The organism is Enterococcus pseudoavium NBRC 100491 (genome assembly GCF_001544295.1).
GTDB classification, from domain to species: domain Bacteria; phylum Bacillota; class Bacilli; order Lactobacillales; family Enterococcaceae; genus Enterococcus_A; species Enterococcus_A pseudoavium.
Genome location: NZ_BCQF01000002.1, coordinates 1 through 24452, shown reverse-complemented (window position 1 = coordinate 24452; position 24452 = coordinate 1). Strand labels below are relative to the sequence as shown.

Annotated in this window: 22 protein-coding genes, 1 tRNA gene and 1 other annotated feature; of the genes, 12 read left to right on the top strand and 11 right to left on the bottom strand. The window is 39.8% G+C overall.

The window, feature by feature from the left end:
- Positions 1-3: 3 nt before the first annotated feature.
- Positions 4-741: an amino acid ABC transporter ATP-binding protein gene (locus tag EP1_RS01215; RefSeq protein ID WP_067622098.1), complete on the bottom strand. Its 738-nt coding sequence runs from the start codon at positions 739-741 to the stop codon at positions 4-6.
- A gap of 260 nt (positions 742-1001) precedes the next feature.
- Here EP1_RS01215 and trpS point away from each other — a divergent pair, with 260 nt between their 5' ends.
- From trpS to EP1_RS01190, 5 genes are all read left to right on the top strand, one after another.
- Positions 1002-2012, top strand: a complete 1011-nt coding sequence (gene trpS, locus EP1_RS01210) for a tryptophan--tRNA ligase (RefSeq protein WP_067622095.1) — start codon at positions 1002-1004, stop codon at positions 2010-2012.
- Positions 2013-2306: 294 nt separating this feature from the next.
- Entirely contained in the window at positions 2307-2876 is a 570-nt protein-coding gene (locus EP1_RS01205; RefSeq protein WP_067622092.1) for a glycerol-3-phosphate responsive antiterminator, read from the top strand.
- 184 nt (positions 2877-3060) lie between these two features.
- Positions 3061-4509, top strand: a complete 1449-nt coding sequence (locus EP1_RS01200) for an NAD(P)/FAD-dependent oxidoreductase (RefSeq protein ID WP_067622090.1) — start codon at positions 3061-3063, stop codon at positions 4507-4509.
- A 2-nt stretch (positions 4510-4511) separates the two neighbouring features.
- Entirely contained in the window at positions 4512-5774 is a 1263-nt protein-coding gene (locus EP1_RS01195; RefSeq protein ID WP_067622088.1) for an NAD(P)/FAD-dependent oxidoreductase, read from the top strand.
- The gene (locus tag EP1_RS01190; protein WP_067622086.1) at positions 5771-6124 is read left to right on the top strand and encodes a DUF1667 domain-containing protein; all 354 of its coding nucleotides are present in this window, start codon (positions 5771-5773) and stop codon (positions 6122-6124) included. The genes EP1_RS01195 and EP1_RS01190 overlap by 4 nt, the downstream gene beginning before the upstream one ends.
- 61 nt (positions 6125-6185) lie before the next feature.
- Here EP1_RS01190 and pheT read toward each other — a convergent pair whose 3' ends face one another.
- The 6 genes from pheT to lepB all read right to left on the bottom strand — a co-directional run bounded on the left by pheT (position 6186) and on the right by lepB (position 18241).
- Positions 6186-8603, bottom strand: a complete 2418-nt coding sequence (gene pheT / locus EP1_RS01185; protein ID WP_067622084.1) for a phenylalanine--tRNA ligase subunit beta — start codon at positions 8601-8603, stop codon at positions 6186-6188.
- A gap of 6 nt (positions 8604-8609) precedes the next feature.
- Positions 8610-9653 carry a phenylalanine--tRNA ligase subunit alpha gene (pheS, locus tag EP1_RS01180; protein ID WP_067622081.1) on the bottom strand — a complete coding sequence of 348 codons (1044 nt, stop codon included), beginning with the start codon at positions 9651-9653 and terminating at the stop codon, positions 8610-8612.
- A gap of 82 nt (positions 9654-9735) precedes the next feature.
- Positions 9736-9936 (bottom strand) — a binding site (T-box leader).
- Positions 9937-9983: 47 nt separating this feature from the next.
- The gene (locus EP1_RS01175; protein WP_067622078.1) at positions 9984-10328 is read right to left on the bottom strand and encodes a winged helix-turn-helix transcriptional regulator; all 345 of its coding nucleotides are present in this window, start codon (positions 10326-10328) and stop codon (positions 9984-9986) included.
- Between the two features lie 66 nt (positions 10329-10394).
- A complete protein-coding gene (addA, locus tag EP1_RS01170) occupies positions 10395-14072 on the bottom strand; it encodes a helicase-exonuclease AddAB subunit AddA (RefSeq protein ID WP_067622075.1) in 3678 nt (1225 codons plus the stop codon).
- Entirely contained in the window at positions 14062-17544 is a 3483-nt protein-coding gene (locus EP1_RS01165; protein ID WP_067622072.1) for a PD-(D/E)XK nuclease family protein, read from the bottom strand. Before EP1_RS01165 ends, addA begins: the two co-directional genes overlap by 11 nt.
- A gap of 154 nt (positions 17545-17698) precedes the next feature.
- On the bottom strand, positions 17699-18241 hold the full coding sequence (gene lepB / locus EP1_RS01160; protein ID WP_067622069.1) for a signal peptidase I: 543 nt from the start codon (positions 18239-18241) through the stop codon (positions 17699-17701).
- A gap of 186 nt (positions 18242-18427) precedes the next feature.
- On the opposite strand from lepB, the gene EP1_RS01155 reads away from it, so the two are divergent.
- On the top strand, positions 18428-19024 hold the full coding sequence (locus EP1_RS01155) for a nitroreductase family protein (protein ID WP_067622066.1): 597 nt from the start codon (positions 18428-18430) through the stop codon (positions 19022-19024).
- Between the two features lie 84 nt (positions 19025-19108).
- Here the strand turns inward: EP1_RS01155 and EP1_RS01150 are convergent, their stop codons facing one another.
- Complete coding sequence (locus EP1_RS01150; RefSeq protein ID WP_067622063.1) at positions 19109-19603, bottom strand: hypothetical protein; 495 nt, start codon at positions 19601-19603, stop codon at positions 19109-19111.
- A gap of 12 nt (positions 19604-19615) precedes the next feature.
- Entirely contained in the window at positions 19616-19819 is a 204-nt protein-coding gene (locus tag EP1_RS01145) for a hypothetical protein (RefSeq protein WP_067622061.1), read from the bottom strand.
- A 158-nt stretch (positions 19820-19977) separates the two neighbouring features.
- Here EP1_RS01145 and EP1_RS01140 point away from each other — a divergent pair, with 158 nt between their 5' ends.
- The 3 genes from EP1_RS01140 to EP1_RS01130 all read left to right on the top strand — a co-directional run bounded on the left by EP1_RS01140 (position 19978) and on the right by EP1_RS01130 (position 21091).
- Complete coding sequence (locus tag EP1_RS01140) at positions 19978-20505, top strand: HdeD family acid-resistance protein (RefSeq protein WP_067622058.1); 528 nt, start codon at positions 19978-19980, stop codon at positions 20503-20505.
- 60 nt (positions 20506-20565) lie between these two features.
- Positions 20566-20961, top strand: a complete 396-nt coding sequence (locus tag EP1_RS01135; protein ID WP_067622056.1) for a hypothetical protein — start codon at positions 20566-20568, stop codon at positions 20959-20961.
- Between the two features lie 57 nt (positions 20962-21018).
- Positions 21019-21091 (top strand) — tRNA-Gln (locus EP1_RS01130).
- Between the two features lie 52 nt (positions 21092-21143).
- On the opposite strand, the gene EP1_RS01125 is transcribed toward EP1_RS01130, so the two are convergent.
- Positions 21144-21575, bottom strand: a complete 432-nt coding sequence (locus tag EP1_RS01125; RefSeq protein ID WP_067622053.1) for a universal stress protein — start codon at positions 21573-21575, stop codon at positions 21144-21146.
- 281 nt (positions 21576-21856) lie between these two features.
- Between EP1_RS01125 and EP1_RS01120 the strand changes: the two genes are divergently transcribed.
- From EP1_RS01120 to EP1_RS01110, 3 genes are all read left to right on the top strand, one after another.
- Positions 21857-22567, top strand: coding sequence for an AzlC family ABC transporter permease (locus tag EP1_RS01120; protein ID WP_067622050.1), 711 nt, complete (start codon positions 21857-21859; stop codon positions 22565-22567).
- The gene (locus EP1_RS01115; protein WP_067622045.1) at positions 22560-22880 is read left to right on the top strand and encodes an AzlD domain-containing protein; all 321 of its coding nucleotides are present in this window, start codon (positions 22560-22562) and stop codon (positions 22878-22880) included. Before EP1_RS01120 ends, EP1_RS01115 begins: the two co-directional genes overlap by 8 nt.
- Positions 22881-22966: 86 nt before the next feature.
- Positions 22967-23200, top strand: a complete 234-nt coding sequence (locus EP1_RS01110; RefSeq protein WP_067622042.1) for a hypothetical protein — start codon at positions 22967-22969, stop codon at positions 23198-23200.
- Between the two features lie 209 nt (positions 23201-23409).
- Here EP1_RS01110 and EP1_RS01105 read toward each other — a convergent pair.
- A partial coding sequence (locus tag EP1_RS01105) for a glycoside hydrolase family 73 protein (RefSeq protein ID WP_067622039.1) occupies positions 23410-24452 on the bottom strand: 1043 nt, incomplete at its 5' end.

The following is a 24452-nucleotide window of genomic DNA, read 5'->3' as shown; positions in this document are numbered from 1 at the left end:
CTCCTAGTGATTGATTACTTTGCTGACAAACAGTTGCGCTCGTTCATCTTGTGGTTTTTCAAAGAAGCCTTTGACATCTCTTGTTTCTTCTAAGACTTCGCCATCCGCCATGAAAATGATGCGATCGGCAACTTCTTTTGCAAAGCCCATTTCATGAGTTACCACAATCATTGACATTCCGTCACGAGCAATCTTTTTCATAACATTTAAAACATCACCGATCATTTCTGGATCGAGCGCTGACGTTGGCTCATCAAAAAGCAACAAGTCAGGATTCATTGCCAAGCCACGCGCAATAGCAATCCGCTGCTGCTGACCACCGGATAACATCGAAGGATAAGAATCTTTCTTATCTAACATATCTACTCGATCTAATAATTTCTCGGCCGCTTTAGTTGCCTCCTCTGGAGATTGTTTTAAAACCTTAATCGGTGCCATCGTAATGTTCTCCAAGGCCGTTTTGTTCGGGTAAAGATTAAAATGTTGAAAGACCATTCCGATATTTTTACGAACTTCTTTCAGCTTCACTTCTTTACTGTGTAAATCTTTTCCATTCACTAATAATTGACCCGAAGTAATCTCTTCTAAACCATTGATACAGCGTAACATGGTACTTTTCCCTGACCCAGATGGTCCGATTACCACAACGACTTCACCTTTGTCGAAAGTCAAATTAATATCTTTCAACGCATGAAACTTTCCATAGTATTTTTCTACATGCTTAAATTCAACCATTGGCATGTCTAACCACCCCATTATCCTTAGTATTTTCTAATCTTTCCAATATAAGCTTAATTATAAGCGAAGTTTTTTTAATTTGTAAAGAAAAAAACTCGCCCTAAGCAAAAAGTCTTTCAATTTTTCTCATCCTTATGTTAGGTTTTGTTACACAAGACCAGTTTTTCCTTTTGATAAAAATAGTAATAAGAGTTGTCATGTTTGAAAAAAAAAGGTAAGATTTGAAGAGACTAGCGATAGAATTTTTATGAAAAGGTGAGTTAATGAAAAATATCATTCTAACCGGTGATCGACCAACCGGCCAATTACACTTAGGCCACTATGTTGGTTCGTTAAAAAATCGTGTAAAGATGCAAGCAGATCTTGAAAATGAATTGTTTATCATGATTGCTGATATGCAAGCATTAACCGATAATGCAAAAAATCCGGAAAAAGTTTCTTCAAATGTTTTACAAGTAGCTTTGGACTACTTAGCAGTCGGACTTGATCCTAAACGTTCAACCCTCTTTATCCAATCACAAATTCCGGAATTAGCAGAGTTGACGATGTACTATTTAAATCTTGTCAGTGTCGGTCGGGTTCGTCGCAATCCAACCGTAAAATCTGAGATTGAACAAAAAAAATTCGGTGAAAGTGTTCCTACGGGCTTCTTTATCTATCCGGTTTCTCAAGCCGCTGATATCACTGCCTTCAAAGCAAATCTTGTACCTGTTGGTGAAGATCAGAAACCTATGTTAGAACAGACGCAAGAAATCGTTCAAAGTTTCAATCACACATATGGAGATGTCCTTGTAGAGCCAAAAGGGGTCTTCCCTGAAAAAGGCCAAGGTCGTTTACCTGGCATTGACGGTAATGGTAAAATGAGTAAGTCATTAGGAAACGGTATTTATTTAGCAGATTCAGCTGATGTATTGGCGAAGAAAGTTATGAGTATGTATACCGATCCAAATCATATTCACGTTGAAGATCCTGGTCAAGTTGAAGGCAATATGGTTTTTACTTATTTAGACGTTTTCGGAACAGATAAAGAAAAAATCGCTGAACTAAAAGAACATTACCGCCGCGGCGGACTTGGAGATGTCAAAATCAAGCGTTACTTGATTGACGTTTTAGAAGCTGAGTTTGGACCGATTCGCGCTCGGCGTGAAGAATATGCCAAAGATCCAGAAGCAATTATGGAAATGTTAAAAGGCGGCAGTGAAAAAGCCCAAGCAGTCGCTGCTAAAACATTAAGTGAAGTAAAACAAGCGATGGGCATCAATTATTTTAACTAAACTAAAAGCGCTCGATTACTCGAGCGCTTTTTCCTATAAAATAGTTCTTTTACTAATTTATCAGAGATAATTTTCGGATAAACTCAAGCATGACTTATTGCTCCTAATTTGCCCAAAGCGCTTCACGACTCGAAGACACATTTTTTTGTTAGAGCGCTACCTTTTTTCGCTTCAGCTCTTTTAAAATAGTTTAAAAAATAGCCTTCAGGAGCACGCGCTAAACTGGATTCCCCTTTTGCTTCTTTTTTTATCATGGTAAAATGAATTGTGAGTAAATTTAAGGAGTTATAAACGATGAACAGTCATGAACTATATCAAAAATTAGAAGTAGCTCCGGTTATTGCAGCGTTGAAAAATCAAACTGAACTAAACGTTGCACTTAATTCAGAAAGCGAAGTTATTTTTGTTCTCCAATCTCATTTAATGGAGTTAGCTGAACTATCCGCGAAAATCAAAGCTAGAGGTAAAATAGCAATTTTGCATGCAGATTTAGTCAAAGGTTTATCCTCCGATGAGAAGGCTATCGACTATATCAAACAAGCTACTGCCTTTGATGGCATCATTTCAACCAAGCCTGCCATTATTCGACAGGCAAAAAAACATCAATTATTAGCGATTCAGCGCTTTTTTTTGTTAGATTCTTCTGCTTTAGCAAATATCGATCGCCAGTTGAATATTACGGAAGCTGACTTAGTCGAAGTATTGCCTAATGTTTCGCCAAAAATCATCAAAGAGCTGGCGACCCATGCCAAAAAACCACTGATTGTCGGCGGCTTGATTCGTGATAAAGAAGACATTATGGGTGCTTTGGGGGCTGGCAGCCTAGCAGTTTCGACTACAGAAAGTAGCATTTGGTCAATTTAATGATTGTTGAGGCTTTATAAAGGTGTTATACTACAGATAATTAAATACTAGCTAGAAGAGATAAAAAGAGTATAGCAAACAAACGCCAACAGACATTGGCGGCTGTTTCCTATACTCTTTTTTATTGTACTCATTTCACTGAAAATATAATGAGGAATAGCTCAACTATGCGGGAGGAATATTTATGTATGATGTAATTGTAATCGGTTGCGGAATTGTTGGTGCAGCCACAGCCTACGAATTAGGCAAACTTGATTTAAAAACACTTGTTTTAGAAGCTGAAAACGATATCAGTTTGGGGGCAACACGCGCAAACAGTGCGATCTTGCATGCCGGTTACGATCCTGAACCTGGGACTTTGATGGCTAAATTAAATGTTGAAGGTGCTGAGCGGGCTAAAGAATTATGCCAAAAACTTTCAGTTCACTACAATCAAATCGGCTCTCTTGTCGTCGCTTTTTCTGAAGAAGAATTAGAACTGCTTCAAACACTGTATCAGCGTGGAATCCAAAATGGCGTAAAAGATCTGGAATTATTGGACCAACAAGCGCTCCATGAAAAAGAACCGAATCTTTCAAAACAAAGTCAAGGTGCCCTTTATGCCCCGACTGCCGCGATTGTAAATCCTTGGGAATTTTGCCTCGCTTTAGCAGAGACAGCTGTCAAAAATGGCGTCGAAATCGCCTTAAATAATCGCGTGCTTAAAATCGAACAATTTGAAGCAGGATACGAAATCACAACAAATCAAGGGGTTTTTCAAACAAAATACGTCTTCAATGCAGCAGGCGTTCATTCCGATGATATTCATAACCTGATTGCTGAACCCAATTTTGAAATCACACCCAATCGCGGCGAATATTATTTATTGGATAAATCTGAAGGAACTGTCGTTAAACACGTGGTTTTTCAGTGCCCTTCTAAGATCGGAAAAGGTGTTTTAGTCAGCCCGACTGTCCATGGAAACTTGATTGTAGGGCCAAATTCAGAAGCTTTAGAACGTAATGAACTCGATAGTGGAATAGACACTGGCAATACTGCTGCCGGCTTACGAAACGTAGCAGAATTGGCTCGTAAATCAGTTGCCGAACTAAATTTGCGACAATCCATTCGAAATTTTTCTGGTGTTCGTGCCAACAGTACTCGAGACGACTTCATTATCCAAGTGGCAGCCCCTGGATTCATTGATTTAGCTGGCATTAAATCGCCGGGCCTCACCTCCGCTCCGGCAATCGCTGTCTACGGAATCGAGTTATTAGAACACTCGATCGGTCAGCGGTTCGAGCAAAAGAGCGCATTTATTGATTCTCGAGAAAAACTTTTCTTTCAGGAATTAACTATTCCAGAAAAAAATGAAGCAATCGCTAACGACAGCACTTACGGTAGAGTGATTTGTCGCTGTGAAACAATCACTGAAGGTGAAATCAGAGCTGCTGCCCACTCCCCTATTCCACCGGTTTCAGTAGACGGTATCAAGCGCCGCTGTAATGCTGGTATGGGTCGCTGTCAAGGTGGATTTTGCGGACCACGAGTCGTTGATATTTTAGCTGATGAATTAAATAAAACGCCTTTAGAAATTTTACAAGATCGCGAAGGTAGTCAAATCTTAGTCGCGACAACGAAAGGAGCCCGTTAAGAATGCATGACTTAATCGTAATTGGCGGTGGTCCCGCTGGCTTAGCAGCCGCAATAGCCGCTTATGAAAAAGGTGTAAAAGATATTTTAATCATTGAACGTGACCAAAAACTTGGTGGTATTTTAAATCAATGTATTCATAATGGCTTTGGGCTACATTATTTTAAAGAAGAATTAACTGGTCCGGAATATGCTGCCCGCTTTATCACTAAAATCCAAGCAACGAATATTCAAGTTCTTTTAGATACAATGGTTTTAGAAGTTACTGAAGAAAAAGAAGTTCACCTTGTTAACAAAGAGCGCGGTTATCAAATTTTAAAAACCAAAGCAGTGGTCTTTGCAATGGGCTGTCGCGAGCGAACTCGCGGTGCAATCGGAATTGCCGGCAGCCGTCCAGCGGGGGTCTATACCGCAGGCTCCGCTCAGCGCTATGTAAATATGGAAGGGTATTTAGTTGGAAAAAAAGTCATTATTTTAGGGTCTGGTGATATCGGATTAATTATGGCGCGCCGAATGACATTGGAAGGTGCAGAAGTTTTAGCCTGCGTTGAAGTCATGCCTTATTCTGGCGGGCTAACTCGTAATATTGTTCAATGTCTAGATGATTATGAAATTCCACTACTGCTATCTCACACGATTACTGAGATTCGCGGTAAAAGCCGTGTAGAGCAAGTCGTTGTTTCAAAAGTCGATGAAAAACGCCAGCCGATAGCTGGAACTGAACAGACTTTTGATTGCGATACGATTTTACTCTCGGTGGGCTTGATTCCCGAAAACGAACTTAGCCGTGATGCTAATCTCGCTTTGGATAGTAAAACGAGCGGTCCCTTCGTTTACGAAAATATGGAAACTTCGGTGCCGGGGATTTTTGCCTGCGGGAATGTCGTACACGTCCATGATCTAGTCGATTTCGTGACTGCCGAAAGCATTCGAGCCGGCAGTGCCGCGGCTGAATATATTTTAGAACAAAAATTAGCACCCACCAATTGCCTCACTGTCCAAAATGGTCAACATGTGACTTATGTTGTTCCGCAAAAAATTCGCAGCGAACAGGTGGAACGAAAAGTTGAAGTCTTCTTCCGAGTGAATCAAGTCTTCGCTGATAGCCAAATTTTAATCAAATCACAAGGCGAAGTCTTAGCTAAACAGAAAAAAAGTTACATTGTGCCTGGTGAAATGGAAAAAATCAAGCTTTCAAAAAAAGTCTTAGACAAAGCCCTAAATGGTGAAATCGAAATTTGTGTTGAGGAGGTAGTAAAAGCATGAAACAATTTATTTGTATCATGTGTCCAAAAGGCTGTCACTTGACAGTCGATGAAGATCATGATTATCTAGTTAGCGGAAACAGTTGTAATAAAGGCGTAAAATACGGTCAAGCTGAAGCAACCAATCCCGTTCGAGTAGTGACTTCAACGGTTTCTGTAAAAGGTGGAAATGCCCGCGTTTGTTCGGTCAAAACTGCCGATGCCATCCCAAAAGATTCAGTTTTAAAAGTGATGGAAGAAATCAACCAAGTGAAACTACAAGCTCCGGTCAACATCGGTGATATCGCGATCAAAAACCTGTTAAATACTGGTGTTGATGTGGTTGTTACTAGTGAAATTGCCGCCAGTTAAAAGTAACAACAGCCCACAAAAGAAGAACTTTTGTGGGCTGTTGTTTTATGTTGTCCTTTTACTAACGAATAACCGCTTGTAATTTTTCTGTTAAATTCTTTGTGACTTTCGTCATCATACGATTGATTTCTTCATCGGTTAAAGTTGCTTCAGGATTTGCGAAAGTTAAATTGTAAGCCATCGATTTTTTACCCGCTTCGATGTTTTCACCTTGATAAACATCAAAAACTTGAAGTTTCGTTAAAAATTTCCCGGCAGCAGCTTGAATAACTTCGGCAATTTCCGCATTGGTATTTTCTTCATTTACTAACATAGCAATGTCACGGCTGACCGCTGGATATTTTGAAACAGCTTCAAAAACTAGCGGTGCTTTTTCGAATGTGATCAAAGCATCTAAATTCAATTCAGCAACAAAGGCTGATTTCAATTCATAGCTCTTCGCAATCTTAGGATGGACTTGACCAACAAAACCGATTAATGTTTCGTCTAAGTAGATTCCTGCCGTTTGACCAGGATGCATTTCAGTTATTTGAAGCGCCTGATAAGAAATTTCTTCTGTCAAGCCTAATCCTTCAATTAATGCTTCAACCATGCCTTTAATTGTGTAATAGTCATAAGCTTCCGCTTTATTTGACCAAGCTTTACCCACTGCATTGCCGGTCACGGCAAGAGCAACATGATTTTGTTCGATCGGCAGATCTTTTTTAGGATCGTTGTCTTGGTAGAACACATGACCGATTTCATAAAAAGCTACATCATTATTTTTCCGAGCAACGTTGTACGCTAAATCTTCCAAAAGTCCGCTGATCAAATTCAAACGCATCGTTGAACGGTCTTCGCTCATTGGCCAAGCCACCCGCGTCACTTTGCTTTCTGCCAATAAAAACTGTTGGGCTTTTGCTTCAGTTGTAAGCGCGTAGCTGATTGCTTCTGTCAAACCCGCACCTTCTAAAAGATTCCGAACTTTTCTAGTTGCTTTTTGAGCTTCTGTTAAAAAGCCAGCAACGGTTTGACCTTCCGGTAATGTCGAAGGCAAATTATTGTAGCCGTAAATGCGGGCAATTTCTTCCATTAAATCTGCTTCAATCGTAATATCCCAACGACGAGGCGGAACGCTAACCGTCGTCACACCTGCGTTAACACTCGTGGCAAAACCAAGGGCTTTAAAGATATCATTTACTTGTTCTTGACTCAGCTCCGTCCCTAAAAAGCGATTAACATGTTCAAGGGTTGTGCTTACTTCCACATTTTTTGCTTGAATTTCGCTCCCTTTGACGGCACCTTGTAAAACTTTTCCATCAGCCAACTCCGCGATCATCGCTGCGGCTACTTCACCAGCTAAACTAATGTCGCCTTGGTTGATCCCTTTTTCAAAGCGCATGGAAGATTCACTGCGTAAATTGTAACTTTGTGAAGTCCGACGCACAGAGGTATGGTCAAACATCGCCATCTCTAGCGCAACCGTTGTTGTCTCAGCTGAAATTTCTGAATCCAAACCACCCATGACTCCTGCTAAGGCAACGGGCACTTCACCATTTGTAATGACGATATTTTCTGGATTCAAGTTGCGTTCCACCCCATCTAAGGTTGTGAAAGCTTCATTTTCTTTTCCACGACGCACTACAATCTCTTGACTGCCTAATTTATCGTAGTCAAAGGCATGTAATGGTTGACCGAATAATAATAAAATGTAATTTGTCACATCGACCACATTGCTGATAGGTCGAATCCCTTCATTCATCAAGCGATTTTGTAACCATTGAGGACTAGGCCCAATTTTTACATCTTCGATAATGCGGATTTCATAGTGGGGCGCATCATTTTTATCAGTTACTGATACCTTGATTCGATCACTCGCTTTTTGATCCGTTTCCGTTAATTCCACAGCTGGAAAAGTTACATTTTTATTGTAGATTGCCGCCACCTCATGAGCGACCCCTCGAATACTTAATGCATCTGCACGGTTCGGGGTGATTGAAAGATCAATGATCGTATCATCCATTTCCAAATAAGGAAAAACAGGCTCACCCACACTTGCGTCTGCAGGCAAATAATAGATGCCTTCAGCAAATTCTTTGGGAATCACTGATTCACTATAACCTAATTCTTGCAACGAACAGATCATACCATTTGAAACTTGACCGCGCATTTTACCTTTTTTAATTTTTACATTGCCTGCGATCCGCGAACCCGGCAATGCCACGATAACTTTCACGCCAGCTTTAATATTCGGTGCTCCACAAACAATCTGTGATAATTCTTCTGTCCCAATATCCACTTGGCAGATTGATAAATGATCTGAATCGGGATGTGGAATACATTCTTTCACATCACCGACGACGATTTTTTTTAACCCTTCTTCCGGAGATTCTAAACCTTCAACCTCGATTCCTGTTAAGGAAAGACGATCGGCTAATTCTTTAGGTGTCACATCTTTGACATTGACATACTCATTTAACCATTTATATGAAACTAACATTACTTCTTACTCCCCCTTAAATTGTTCTAAGAAACGAACATCATTTAAATAGAAATTTCGAATATCATTAACCCCGTAACGCAACATTGCGATCCGATCCGGTCCTAAGCCAAAAGCAAAGCCCGAATATTCTTTAGAATCAATGCCCGACATTTCCAAGACATCTGGATGAACCATCCCAGCACCTAAAATCTCGATCCAACCGGTATGTTTGCAGACATTACAACCTTTACCCCCACATTTGAAACAGCTGACATCCACTTCAACAGAAGGTTCAGTAAACGGAAAATAACTTGGACGCAGACGAATCTTACGGTCAGCCCCAAACAATTCTTTTAATAAGACTTCCAGTGTTCCCTTTAAATCGCCCATCGTAATGCCTTTATCCACCACAAGTCCTTCGATTTGGTGGAATTGATGACTATGGGTTGCGTCATCCGTATCGCGGCGGAAAACTTTTCCTGGTGAGATCATGCGCAATGCACCTTTTGAAAAGTCATGTTTTTCCATCGTTCGCGCTTGGACCGGTGAAGTATGTGTCCGTAGTAACATCTCATCAGAGATATAAAACGTATCTTGCATGTCACGGGCGGGATGATCTTTCGGCAAATTCATCCGCTCAAAATTATAATGATCAGATTCAACCTCTGTTCCTTCAATGACTTGGTAACCCATCCCAATAAAAGTATCTTCTATTTCTTCCATGATTTGCGTCAATACGTGGCGCGTCCCCTGGGAAACTTGTTTTCCTGGCAAAGTTACATCTAATGATTCCGCTGCTAATTGTTTTTCTAACGCGGCTTCTGTTAAAGTCGCTTTACGCTCTTCGATCGCTTCTGTTAACAGATCACGAATTTCGTTCGCAAAAGCGCCGACTTTTGGTCGCTCTTCTGCTGAAAGGTCCCGCATTCCTCTTAATACTTCAGTGATTGGTCCTTTTTTTCCTAAGGTCTCTACCCGAATCGTTTCGACCGCAGCAAGTTCTTGCGCTGCCGTAATTTTGGCCAACGTTTGACTTTTTAACTCTTCTAATTGTTCTTGTAAACTCATTGTTTTCTTCCTTTCCCTGTTGCTAAAGTGAAAAATTCCACTTAAGATCCCATAAAATGAACACAAAGAGACCTCGCTCCTATCAAGGAACGAGGTCTCGCGATACCATCCTAATTCGTCAATTGAAAATTGATTGACGCTCTCTCTTTTTTAACGGCTCTGCCGGTCTTACGACAAGCTCCAGAAGTGAACTTCATCTTTTTCTTGCTTAGCCTGCTCCCAGTCAACGACAGGCACTCCCTTCAAACTTTAAAAGACTACTCTTTTCTATCAACGCTTTTTAAACTATTCAATTGACTATCCCAATACTACAAGAAATCAAAAAATTTATCAACTACATTCTTCATCCGTAATCCAAGTCTCGCCCCACTGATGTATTTCATTCATCACATTTCTCAGAGCTTCTCCTTTTTTGGTCAGACAATAATCCATTCGCTTTTGACTTTCGCAAGCAATCATTCGGCCAACGATGCCTTCTGCTTCTAATTCTTTTAAACGCTCGGTTAAAACCCGATCACTAACCGCCGGAATCATTGCAGCAATATCGACAAATCTTTGAGGTCCGCGTTCTAACAATACATCAATAATTAACCCGTTCCATTTTTTTCCTAAAATTTGAAATCCCTTCTCAAATTTCGGACAGAGCGAAAAGTCCATTACTTCTACTTGTTCCATAATTCTCACCTCGATAGAGAGAGTATAGCACATCACTTACCTTTTATAAGTATAACTTGCCTAGCCCTAAGGAGTTTTTAACAAATTAATGGCTTTATTGCCTTGTAAAAAAATTAAGTAGGCGGACGTTACCGGTTTTTGTTTAGCTTTTTCTAAAGCTGTCTTATACAAATTAATTTGCCCTCGATAGCGATCAATCAATTGGCCTTCCCGTTCCGGTGTATAGTAATCCGTTTTTAGATCATATAGCAACAGATGATCGGCGAATTCTACATAGCCATCGATAATTCCGTGAACTAAGATCTCATCTTGATTTTGATAGTCTTTGAATAATTGATCAGCCGGCAACAGCATCGCAAAGGGTTCTTCCCGATAAAGATGATCGGCAGATTGAATCAAAGATTGACCCAGCTCAGTTGTTAAAAATTGTAAAATAGCCTCAACCGGAATTTTTTCTGCAATTTCTTCCGTCAAAGTGCGTCGTATAACTAATGCTTCAATGAGTCGCTCAATCTCCGACCTTTGTGGAAGTTGGTTAAGAGGTAATAGCTGCATGACTAAATGAGTGGCAGTTCCAATCTCAGCTGCTGAAATTTCCTTTTTCGTACTTAAAAATTTTGGCTCAGCTAATTCATCATTCGTAAAACGATACTGAGTCTGAGTCGCTGTCAGCTCTAACGTCTCCCGATTATCCGGATCATCATACAATCGTTTTAATTCAGAAACCGATTGATAGCTGGTCGTTTTGGTGGCTTCTGGATAAGGATATTCAAACAACAAACTTTTTTTCACCGCTTGGATGTCGATCACACCTTGGGGGATTTCCAATGTTTTAATTTCTGGCAGATAGTTTTGGACGGCTGCTGTAATTCGCTTAGGATCAACAAAATCCACTTTAAAAGTAGCAGGATGTTGTGTTAACATAGCCGGTTGATTGATTGCATATTCTTTTTGATATTCTGACATCAATGGATGTCGGAACAAAGTCATCCCAATCCAATCAAAGAAACTATCATTTTGCCCATTTCGCAGGCCGGCATCTAAAACAAGTTGCTCATTTAACGCGCCTTTACTCCAGACTTTATAGGCCGCTGCTTCCTCATCATAGGAACCTACTAAAAATAGTTTCTGCTCCGCCCGTGTCAAAGCGACATATAGTTTGCGCATTTCTTCAGATAATAGTTTATTAAGGTTTTTCTGTTTGATGATTTGAAATAGCAATGTATCCTGCCTGATCCGCGTATCCGGGGTCAACAAACGAATCCCTAGTCCTAAACGTTCATCAAACACATAATTTTTCCGAGTATCTTGTACATTGAAACTTTTACTCATATCTAACAAGAAGACGACGGGAAATTCCAAGCCTTTACTTCCATGGATCGTCATTACTCGTACAGCATCTTGCAATTCTTCCGTCGGTGGCTCACCTAAATCTTTGTCTTTTTCCTGCATTTTTTCAATGAAGCGAATAAATTGATATAAGCCACGGAAACTGCTGCGTTCATAATCTTTGGCCCGTTCGATTAGCGCCAACAGATTGGCATGTCGTTGTTGGCCAGCTGGCATGCCTAGAACATAATCCAAGTAAGCCGTCTCATTGTAAATTTTCACTAGCAAATCCGCTAAAGCTTCCCGTCGTGCAAACTCGCGCCAATCGTCTAATTGTTCGAGAAAAAGCGCCAGTTTTTCCGCGGTCTTACCTTCGTTTGTTTGTAAATAACGCTTAACCGCTTGATAGTATTCCTTTTGCGGTAATGCTAGCCGGACTTGTGCCAGTTCTTCTTCTTGCAGTCCTACGATTGGTGAACGTAAAACAGCGGCTAAAGGAATATCTTGATAAGGATTATCAATGATCTGCAGTAAGGAGATCATTACTCGTAATTCAGTTGATTGAAAATAATTTTGAGTATCATTGATCGCTAAGGGAATTCCTAATTGCTTAAAGACTTCCATAATCGTCAAATTGTGGCTTCGAGTTGGTGTCAATAAGACGATGTCTTCATATTTCAGTGGCCGCGAAGCTTTTTTCTTTTTATCGTAGATCTCAAAACCTTGATCGATCAATTGCCGGATCTTAGTGGCCGTCATAAAAATCTCGCCCATCGATTTATCTTCGATCCATTCAGGAACCTCGCCATTTTTTTGATAGATCAAAAGCTCCGGAGCAAAATCATCAGTTTCAGGAAAAGCCGTAAAGCCATTAATCAGCTGAGCTTGCTGATCATATTCGATCTGGCCGACCGTTTGGTCCATTAATTGGGAGAAGACCAAATTGGTAAAATCTAATACTTCTTTTCTAGAGCGAAAATTTTCTGCCAGGATGATCCGCCGACCACCTTTTTCTTCCGCAAATTCGTGATATTTTTGAATAAACAATGTCGGGTCAGCCAAGCGAAAACCGTAAATCGACTGTTTGACATCCCCCACCATGAATAAATTCCCAGGTGTTTCGCTGCTAAGTTGCTGCAAAATTGCTTCTTGCAACTGATTAATATCTTGATATTCATCAACTAGAACTTCTGCGAAACGGTGACGATAGTACTCTTGGGCTGGGTTACTTCCATCGATTTGTTTCTGTAAAATTTGAAAAGTAAAATGTTCCAGATCATTGAAATCCAGCATGCCTTTTTCCCTTTTTTTAGCTGAATAAGCAACAATAAAAGATTTCTCCACCCGCACTAATTCTTCAACGATTGGCAAAGCCGCTTGCAGACGCTCAATCTGTTCTGTTGGCGAAACCGCAAAATACTGTTCTTTGAGCTTCAACAGTGCTTGCTTAGCCTGATCACGATAATTTTTGCATTCCGCGATCACATCCCCATAAAGTTCTTTGATTTCCTTTTTTCGAGGCGAAGGATAGGCTGGAAATTTCAGCGTTGAAAAAAGTTGAAATACCTCTTCTACTTTTCTTTCTTCTACGGCTTGCTGAAGCTGTCGCATAAGGGACAGTTCATTTTCACCAAGCATGGTAATTTTTTTCAATTCATCGCTTCCTTGACTGGCAGTAATCAACCACTGATAGCTCTGAGCGACTTCTTGGAGTGTCGTTAGTACTTGGGGCTGAACCAGTTGTCGAAATAGCGCTGACTCCGCCAAGTCCTTGACCCGATAGTTTTCGACTAAGCTATCCAACCAGTCAAAGGGTTCCGGATTCGCCCGAGCGAATTCATACATGGCTAAAATCAAATCCTCTAAGCCACTGTCACTGCGATCATTTGAGAAATTCTCTGTCAAACGGTAGAAAATCTCTTGGTTCTCTTCATAGAAGGTTTCTCGCAACGCATCCCAAACATCTTCTTTCAATAAAATCGTCTCAGTATCATCGGTCAACATTCGATAACTTGGATCTAAATCAATCAAATAGAAAAAACGTTGGATCACTTTTGAACAAAAAGAATGCAGTGTTGAGATATTCGCAGTCGGTAACAAGGCTAACTGGCGCGTGAAATGATTTTTTAACTCTTGATCCGTTTCTTGATTGATCGCTTCTTGCAAGGCGCTTTGGATCCGTTCTTTCATTTCGCTAGCGGCCGCTTCCGTAAACGTCACCACCAACAGTTGATCAACTGAAAGCTGTTGACGCTTAATTTTTTCGATCACTCGTCTGACGAGCACCGCGGTTTTTCCTGAACCAGCAGAAGCCGAGACCAAAAGATTGGTTCCTTGATCATAAATCGCTTGCCACTGCGAATCAGTATAGATTTCATTGGGGGCCTTTGGAGGGATTGGATATTTATTTGTCATGCAGTTCTTCCTCCATTCGTTTCAAGACTTCTTCTTTAGTTAATTTTTCTAAACGGTGATAATTATTTTCCTTCAGCATCGCGTCAAATTTGCAGACACTGCGAAACGGACAATGCTGGCAAGCGATTCGTTGATTGTCTTTATACGTTGGGTTCAATTTGATCTCACCCGAAATGATCTGATTGCCTGCTCTGCGGATTTTCTCACGATTGTACTCACGTAACAGATTGATCTCATCCAGTTCATAAAATTTATCTTTGGACTGCGAAACAATCACCGTCTGTCCATCTTTATCCTTTTTAATCGGAAAGAGTAACGAGCTTTCTTTTTCACCAAGACTTTGATCCAGTTGATCGTAAAGCTCGGGCTCTTTAGCAAATAGTCCATCGTATTGATAAGCTTTCAATAAATCTTTCTCAATATTTTTTGGTTCTTTCAAGACCGGGTTATGAACATGTAAGTAATAGGCTCCGGCAGGCCGAATTTCTTTGCCTTGTGCTTGACTAAGATCAGTCACCGCCACATCCAAATAAGTAATCAATTGCAGGGCGATCCCATAATAAGCATCAGAAACATTGAAACTATGCGGACTCGATTTATAGTCCACCACACTCAGCCAATCTTGCTCTCCTTTTTGCAGTTGGTCTAAACGATCAATCTTCCCACGAATCGCGACTTCACCGCCATTTGACAAAGGAAGATTAATTCCGGGAATGCCCTTCTGACCACCAATCGAGCCAAAAATAACTTCGGTTTGCTGTGGCTCGAAGGCTGTGCGCTGACCTTGTTGAACCAATCCCCAACTCACCTTTTGAATTGTTCGTGATAATTGATAGCGAATATAGTTCATGCGAGCTGAGCTCGAAAGGATTGCGAATTTCGTTTCTCCGAAAACAGCCTTTAAGACCTGATCCGCCAATTGGGTACGTTCGGCTTCCTGCAACTCCGCCAATTTCAAGCCCTGTTCGTTGATCAAACGGAAAAAATGGTCCAACGCTTCATGATAGAAGTCCCCAGCTGCTGCGGGTGTCAGCCCATAAACTGTCCGTTCTTTTAAACTCAAGCCAAAATTAGCAAAATATTTGTATTGGCAATTATAGAAATTTTCGATCCGTGAAACCGAAACATAAAGATTCTTTCCGTACAAGCATTCCGCCGTCTCTGGCAATAACTCCCGCGGCACATTGAGTTCTTGCAAACTTTTAAAAACTCGTTGAGCCATCGGAGCTAAGACGCTGGTTTGAATAAATTTTTGCAATTCTCGCCAAGCTGGTAAAAAGGCTCGATTTTCATCCTGAGCCAAGCGATTTAGGGCGATCAAATCCGACAACAGCGTTCGCATCGTTCCGAGATGTTGTTCCGGCTCACTCGTTAATTTCAAGGTTTCATTTTCCCTAATCGGCAATCCTAAACCTTGACTTAATTGCCGTAAAAAAGTCGATACTTCTAATTTTTTTTCGCCTTCTACTGCTGTAGCAACACTCAAGTAGAGCCGCTCAGTCGCCGAAAGGAAAACTGAATACGCTAAAAAAGGCTCCCGGTTGACCTTTGAGCTGTTGCTCTCCGGCAAAAATTTTCCTTCTGGTAAATGCTGATTAAACAGCGAACGTTCTTCTGCTGAAAGCAATCCCTTATCGTCAAAACGCGCAGGAAAATCATTATTATTCAAACCAATCGCAAAGGTCACTTTCATTTGATCAACACGCGCTAGCTCTAAATCATTGACTCGGACTTGGTCGATAGCTGTTGGAATCTTGCCGTAAGTTAAATTCATTAACCCTGCTAAAAAGATTTCTTGGAAGGTCGCCCAATCAAAAGAATCCATGCCATAGATCAAGACATACTCGTCTAACAGATCCAGCAAGGCTTGCCACGTTTGCTCATGATTACGGGCTTTTTCCAAATTTCCTTTTTCAACTTCTTGGTCTCGCCAAAAAAGCAGTTGCCGTTTCACTCCACTGTCCGCTAAAAAATGATAAAACAACGTTGCCGCTTCCAGTCCATCATTCGCCTGTTTAATCTGCTTGAAAAAATTAGGCAAAATTTGCTGAACAGAACGGCGAACTTGATTCGCAATTTCCTCTAGTTGTTTAGCATCATTAAAGACATCAGTCTCAAAATCATAATCGACAAATTCCCACTCTGCTGCTTTCGTCCATGCACTGCCGCGAAAATTATACGCTAAACAAACGTTCTCAGCCTGATCAATCATTTCTCGATATTGTTTTTGTTGTGTCGACCAGTTATCAGCGGTCCAATCAAAAGGGGCAAACAGTTCTGTTCGTAACATTCGAAAAACATCATTGATCCGATAATGATAACTATCAATCAGAAACAAAGATTGCAAAAATTCGATCAGTGGATGGGCAGCCATCTCCTGTGTCTCATCCAAATAAAAAGGGATCTCTAACTTTTGAAAGATATCCGGCAGCACACTGTTATAGACTTGCGGATTACGTAACAAAATCTGAATGTCTTGATAGCGATAGCCTTTTTCTCTGACTAAGCGGCGAATTTCTTCACCAACTTTACGAATTTCTTCAGCCACTGTGGCATATTTGGTGATTTGCAGTTGATCCGTTCCGCTTAGTTTCACCCTTTTTTGATTGGCCCAAAATTCACCGACTTGATTGAAGATTGAATCATTTTTCTGGGCAAAGCGATCCGGACGAACTGCTATTTGCTGGCTATCGGCTGCTCGCTTCAATTGAAAATAAGTTTTTCCCGGATCTGCAAATAGATCTAGCGGATTCGGTTCTTCACTTGGATACGCTCGATCCAATTCTAATGAGACTAACAATTCACCACTAGCCATCAAACCACTCAGCACATTTAACTCCCGTGCGTTAAAGCGCGCAAACCCACTGACAATAAACAAATTCCGCCTTAAATCTTGCTGACTCAAATAGGCTTGTAGCAACAACAAAGGGTCTTGATTGGCTACTTGATAAGTTAGTAGTGCCGCTTCATAGGCCACAAAAATTTTTTGTAAATCCTGCAATTTCAATGCTTGGTCTGGATCATTTCCCGTTTCAAACAAATCATCGACCGTTACATTGCCTATCTGCATTTCTTGATAAAAGCTTACTAGTTGTTGGATGAAGCCGGTTTTATTGACTTCTCCGCGGAAAATCGTTAATTCTTCCCGTTGTTCCTGTAAGATTTTTCGCAAAATCATTGCATTGCCGGCTTCAGACAGAAGATTTCCTGGAACTTGCCCATCTCGTTGTAAAAAATACCACGCTAATCGTTGAAAGCTAAAAACTTGGGTTCGGAGCGTACTAAACTCTGTTTCACCAGTTAGCTGTTTCATCGTAGAAAGGAGCGTGATTTCCTGCTCGAATTTATTGTAATTGGGGACTAAGAAAAATACCCGATTCTCAGCATTCTGCGCTAACCAAGCTTGCGCTGTTTCAATCAGCCGCTCTTTTGCATCATTCTGTCCGGCACCTAATAAAAATTGTAATGGCATCTTTTCCCCTCATTTCTATAATATTTATTACTTGCTTATTATAACAGGTCAGTCAAAACCACGCATGGTCTTAGCTAGCCTGCCTGCCAACTATTTAGCTCTTTTTGGTTTATTGGTATTCTTACAAAGAATGCAAAAAAGACTAGCAATTATGCTAGTCAACTGTGCCAAAACGATTCAATGGCCAAAAAACAAATTTTACGTCTGCCATAATATCTTTTTCTTTAATTGTTCCAATGATTCGGCTATCTTTTGAGATGCGCCGATTGTCACCTAAAACGAATAACTCCCCAGCCTGAACTTTCTCCGAACCATAAAGGTCAGTCAAGTCAAAATCATAAGTTAAGGGTTGCTGATCGGTTAATTGACCTTTGAACTCGTCTAAATAAGGTTCAGCATATTTTTTTCCGTTAATATAAAGCTCATCATTTTTATATTCAACCGTGTCGCCTGGTAGACCGATAACACGTTTGATATAATTTTTTCCTGGATCATCCGGCGCCGGAAATGTGACGATATCAAACCGTTTGACCTCTGTATTTTTCAATGCAATGACCCGTTCGCCATCGATCAATGTCGGATCCATTGAGTCCCCCTTTACAACGACTGGCGTAAAAACAAAATGTCGCAGACCGATTAGAATCGCTGCTAAGATCAAAAAATAAAGAATCGTCTTTCCTACTTCCTTTATGTTCATTTACTTGCCCCCATTTTTCATGTTCATAAAATTAGTTTATCATACTCCCCGGTGATTATTGAAAGTTAATTATGAGTCCTTACAAAAAAATTACTCTTCGCTGAGCAGATAACTTTCCTTACTTTTTGTAAGATGTTAAAGTAAGGACTGTCAACAAGAACAATACAAGAAAAGGTGGAATTTATTATGTCTCAATTTTTAGAAACTCTAAAAGACCGTCGTTCATTTTATGCTTTAGGACGCGACGTGAAAATATCAGAAGAAGAAATTACTGAAATTATCAAGGATGCTGTTAAAAACAGTCCAACTGCTTTTAACGCCCAATCGCCACGTGCAGTTATTCTATTCGGTGAAGCTCACGAAAAATTATGGAACATCGTTGAAGAAGCATTGAAACCTCTAACTCCAGCTGAAGTTTTCCCTAATACGCAAGCAAAAATTGCTGGCTTTAGAAATGCTTTAGGAACAGTGATGTTCTTCAAAGAAACCGACACAGTGAAAAACTTACAAGAACAATTTGCTTTATACGCCGACAATTTCCCTGACTGGGCTGAACAATCAAATGGGATTGCAACGGCTAATACTTGGACAGCACTAATTGCTGCTGGCTTAGGAGCTAACCTACAACATTACAACCCAGTAATCGATGACGCCGTAGCAGCTGAATGGAATATTCCTGCAAACTGGCAATTACGCTCTCAATTAGTTTTCGGTTCTAAAGAAGCTGAAGCTAACGAAAAAGAATACTTGGCTGACGACGAACGTTTCCGCGTATTCCACTAATTTAAAAGCGATCAAAAAGGATGTGACAAGTTTTTGTCACATCCTTTTTTTATTCTTACAAAAAAAGATGACGTCTCCGCCATCTTACTTTCCATTTTTATCTTGATCATCTTTTGTTAGGATTTCCAATTTACTGCCTTCATTGAGATGTGTTGAAAGAAATACAACAAATTCTGTAAGCGGATAGTCAAAGGTCAAGATCGGACCTCGCCGATTCTTACGAAAATAATTCAGCTTGATAAACCCATCTTCTTCCTGGAACAAAACCACTCGTTCAATCTCACTCAATGGGATTCCACGATTATCTAAACTAAATAAAATTAGACTATCTTCAGTAAAGCCTCTTTTATCCAATAGAAAACTCAACATCACGAGGGCTGCTAAAACTGTCTGAATGCGACCATTCCAATCCTGCCAGCTAGTAAAGCCAATCCACAAAATCAAGCATGTTAAAAAAAGATAAAACGGATATTGCTTTCGTTGTTTAAAGACCGCAATCACGACATCTCTGCGTGCCACTAATAAAAAGATATAAAGGACTACTGTAAAGATTCCCAATAACAATGTAAATATATTCAATAGAAACGCCTTCTAACTTGGAATGAAGTTAGAGTATTTTACCACGACCATGTTCGATTTGTCATCTCGCTGCTCTTGGTCAACCTTTTCACATTGATTGATGCGCACAACCGCACAGTTTGTCATCTTCGAAATGACTTCGCCTTCTACGCACTCCTCAAACCCAATCGGATGACAGCGGTAACTTCTTCCAAGTTCAATTTCTTCTTCATTCATAGTAAGCCCTCCAGTATCGACATTCATTTATTCGTCTAGCTTTTGGATCAATGTTATTCGCAATTATACCGAAGTATAGATTGGTTTACAATCGAAACTTCGCTTCAGTCGCAAAAAAATACTAAATCAGGTAAAATTATTTCAGAGGAGTGATTTCTATGTCAAATTTTATCGATTCAATCAAACGTTATGGCTATTTGCGCAGTGCCTGTTACTTAATTTTGGGGATTGCAACCTTGATTTCCCCGCGAAGTGTTTTCCGCGGTATTGTTTACATCGTTTTCCTTTATTTATTGGTTTTTGGGATCATGCAAGTCGTTCGTGGTTTACAAACAAAGAAATACACTGGAAATGTCGGTTTTGAAACGACTGGCGGGATCATTCGAATCATCCTTGCTTTTGTGGTTCTGTGGTTCTCAAAAGGCATCGTCAGTCTGTTGCCGATGTTCTTAGGTTTTATTATTCTAATTTTTGCGATTGGGCAATTTCTGCAAAGCTGGCAGGCCAAAAGAAATGGTTTCCCAGTCACCGGTCAAATCATTTATAGTGCTTTAATGATTATTGCTGGTTTTTTCCTTCTATTCAATCCTTTTAGTAGTTTAATGCTTCTCTTCCAAATTTTTGGTTTCTTATTGATTACCATGGCTATCTCAGAATTTATTAATACGCGCCGCTTTAATCGCTAAGCTGTTGTTTCTATTATAAGAAACAATTATACTGAAGATATTAAAAAGAGTGAGGTTACCATGAATACAGCAAAAGAACTTTATCAATTCACCAAAAAGTACGGCATTAACTATAATACCAATGAGGAAAAGGGAATTCTCTTATTTAACAATTTCCTGCAAGCTTTTCCCAAAACAAATTTTTCTTTTTCTTTTATCGGATTTCATAAATATGAAAGTGTTAAAAAGCAAGAAGGTCTGACCGGTTACGGAATTTCCGGCAATATCCTTTATGCTTTGAGTAAACAAAAAGCTTATAAATATAATCTTTATCAATGCAAAGAAATCAGCGGGAAAAAGAAACTTAACGGGATTCGTCTAATGTTGCATTTCGACTCAGAAATTCTTAAAATCAATCTCGGTTTCGCAGATGGCAATTTAGTCTCAGCAGCTTTGAAACAAGCCAGCAACAAATAATAAATCAAAATAGTTGAAGAACAGAAAAACTAGCGTTATAATTCTTTCTGTTCTCATTGGGATATGGCCAAACTGGTAAGGCGCCTGACTCTGAATCAGGTAAGTGTAGGTTCGAGCCCTACTATCCCAATAAAAAAGTTTTTGTCCTTATCTTGTTAAGGACAAAAACTTTTTTTGTTTCTTTAAGGTTTAACAACCATCACATTACACTTCGCATGATTAACCACATATGAAGCTGTCGACCCCAAAATTGCTTGCTCGACAGCACCGCGTCCAGTTGCTCCTAGCATGATTAAATCTGCTTGTTTCTCAAGAGCATACTCGATAATCTTACGTTTGGGACTGCCTGAATCAATTTTTGTTTCATAGTCAATTTGGCCTACTGTTGAATTGGCGATTAACTGTTCCAACTCGATTTCAGCATTGTTTAAATGAAACTTCAATGCATCGTTAATAAATGCTGGATCTCCAATCGAAAATTTGAAATCAACAACGGTAAGAATAAAAAGTCTTGCATTGTTTCGCTCAGCCACGCTCACAGCTTCATTAAATGCATCCGCTGATGTAGCTGATCCATCGACTGCAACGAGAATTTTCTCATAACTCCCACTCATTGAAAACGCCTCCTTTATACCAATTATACCCTAAATCAAATACTCTAGATAATTAAAAGAATCATACATAATAATACTATTTTTTGTTGTTTACTACTTCAAAAAATTAATTTCATTATTTTTTTAACCGTTTTTTATGATAAAATAAATTGAGCAACAGCTTCCCCACCAACAGATAGTACTTTTTGTTGGTTTTGTTGCTCTTTTTTTGTGTCTCCATCCTCTTGTTTTTTCATTAGTTTTATTTTAATATAATTAAAACAAGATGAGAGGTAGAAAAGATGGATAATCGTATCGTAAAAACTGCTAATTTTTCTGAAGGTGTTAGGGCCTGTCTTCCTACTGTGATGGGTTATCTAGGAATCGGAATTGCGATGGGAATCGTTGGCAAATCAGCCCACTTAGCTATTTGGCAAGTCTTTCTAATGTCTACCTTGATCTATGCCGGCAGCGCTCAATTTATTTTATGTGGGCTTCTCTTATTACATGCCCCCATTATTTCTATCGTCTTTACCGTTTTCCTCGTGAATTTACGCCATTTATTGATGAGCCTTTCCGTTGCTCATTACTTCAAGGAGGACTCTTTGGTAAACGGTATAGCTATTGGCACTTTATTAACCGATGAATCCTATGGTGTATTAATGACTACTTTAGCCCAAGATCATAAAGTTACTAGCAACTGGATGCACGGTTTAAATATTACAGCTTATCTTGTCTGGATTCTATCGACGGTTATCGGAGCATTAGTAGGTAACTTTATTCCTGATCCAACCGTTTTGGGCTTTGATTTTGCTTTAACGGCCATGTTTTTAGGCTTATTTCTATTTCAAGTTCAATTACCATTAAAAATTCAGAGACACAAGACAGTCAAAATTTTAGGAATCACGACTATCAGTTTATTTCTGCTGATGCGTTTTATTTCGGCAGAGCTTTCTGTTATTTTAGCTACTTTGTTAGGTTGTTTGACGGGAGTGTTGATTGACGATGAGTAATTCTTATTATCTAATGACGATTTTTGGTTGTGCACTAGTGACTTGGCTGCCAAGGGTCCTGCCATTTGTTCTAACTAAAGCCGTCACTTTGCCAAAGATTCTCGAAAATTTTTTGAGTTATTTGCCCATGACGATTTTAACTGCCTTACTACTGCAAAGCATTTTGAATTTTCAACCGGGACATTTCCCTACCTTTCGCTTGCCTGAAGTTCTCGCCTGTATACCTGCTCTCATCGTAGGTATACGTACTAATGATCTGATGAAAATTGTTCTAACAGGCATTTTAGGAATCGCACTTTTACGGTGCTTTTAAATAACTATGGTTATTGAGCTTATTTCTGGTTTTATCAACATTACTGTTGTAATATATAACAAATAATAAGTAAAGGAGTAATTCTCATGAAAAAGATCGCTGGTTATTTCTTTCAGAAACCTTTGGTGTTAGATGACAAACGACCTTTCGAAATTCACCTTCCAACAGACAACTTATATGATGGAAATGATTCTGTTCTGGAGTCGAACAAAATGATTCTATGTGAAATTGGAAAAAAGTATGATCTCGCCATAGAAAATCTTCATAATTTTTTCATCATCTCCGAAATCTCCGATGTAGTTGGGAAAGAGCGCGTGTGAGAAAAATGGATAACTTTAGGAAATAAGTTGCTAGGACTGAAATTTTTTTTAATTTTTTACAGATGCTCATTTTATTTTCTTTCGTTAGTTCTATTTATTGAGATTTAGTAGTCCCTTTATACAAAGCTATCGTAGAAGAAGTTTCTGTTGGGAATACTGTATATTCAAAAAAAGTGGAGTGACAATCTTTTGTCACACCACTTTTTGCATTACTGACCATACCATCCAATTCCTTCGTTACGCCAGCCTTGCTTTATCAAATTATTTCTTTCACTTTGGAGCAATGTATAATGATGAGATCCCGCTTTCGCGTTTGGATTATACAATCGATAGAGAGGTTGACTACCACCAGAATACCAACTGATTCCTTCATAACGCCAGCCAACGTTTACTAAATGATTTTTCTCTGATACCTGAGGCGTGTAATGGTGATCTCCTGCATTTGGGTTGTATAAACGATACACCGGGGTGCCATTTTTTGGCGCTTGCCACCCCACACCTTCATAATGCCAGCCGGCCTTTCTGACCCAGTCACGCTCAACAACACTTGCTGTATAGAAGTGTTCACCACTGTTGGGATTATACAGGCGATACATTGCCTCTGTTTTTACCAGAGCTGGCGTTGCGTCTCCACCTTTACCAGTATCGAATTGTGTCAAATCATAGGTTTCAATCACATTATTCAGTGTACTAGCATAAGTTGGAGCCGTCGCATATCGTCCAGTTAACCAAGCAGTCGCATCCTTGTAAGATTTCGTCTTACTTTTCCAAGCACCAGAATAGTAGTAAACCCCCGGTGAGAATGACGTCTTTTTAAGGATGGTGACATTATCGTTCAAAGATTCTTTAAAAGACGGGTATTTTCTAAATTTTGCCATGATCTCGTACCAGCCGTCTTTATTGCTATATTCCCAAGTTGGCATAGTTACCGACTGTCCATTATAATTTCCCTTTATTCCAAAGAGATTGTAATTAGGTGCTTTTGAGAGGGCGCTACTTCCCCAACCGCTTTCAACGATTGCTTGAGCAATCATTACAGAAGCGTATAAATCATTGGCGTTAGCTAAATTTTTGGCTAACGGTGCGGTTTGATTGATGAACACATGCTGAGTATTTGCACTTGCTCGAGAAAATCTAGCAGTAGGTGGCTCTATAGTAAAATCTTCATATCTGATTGGATGATGAAATTGCAAATTCCCTAACGCATCATATTCTGTTTCATCCACCTCTTGACTTTGATCATTCGCCTCAA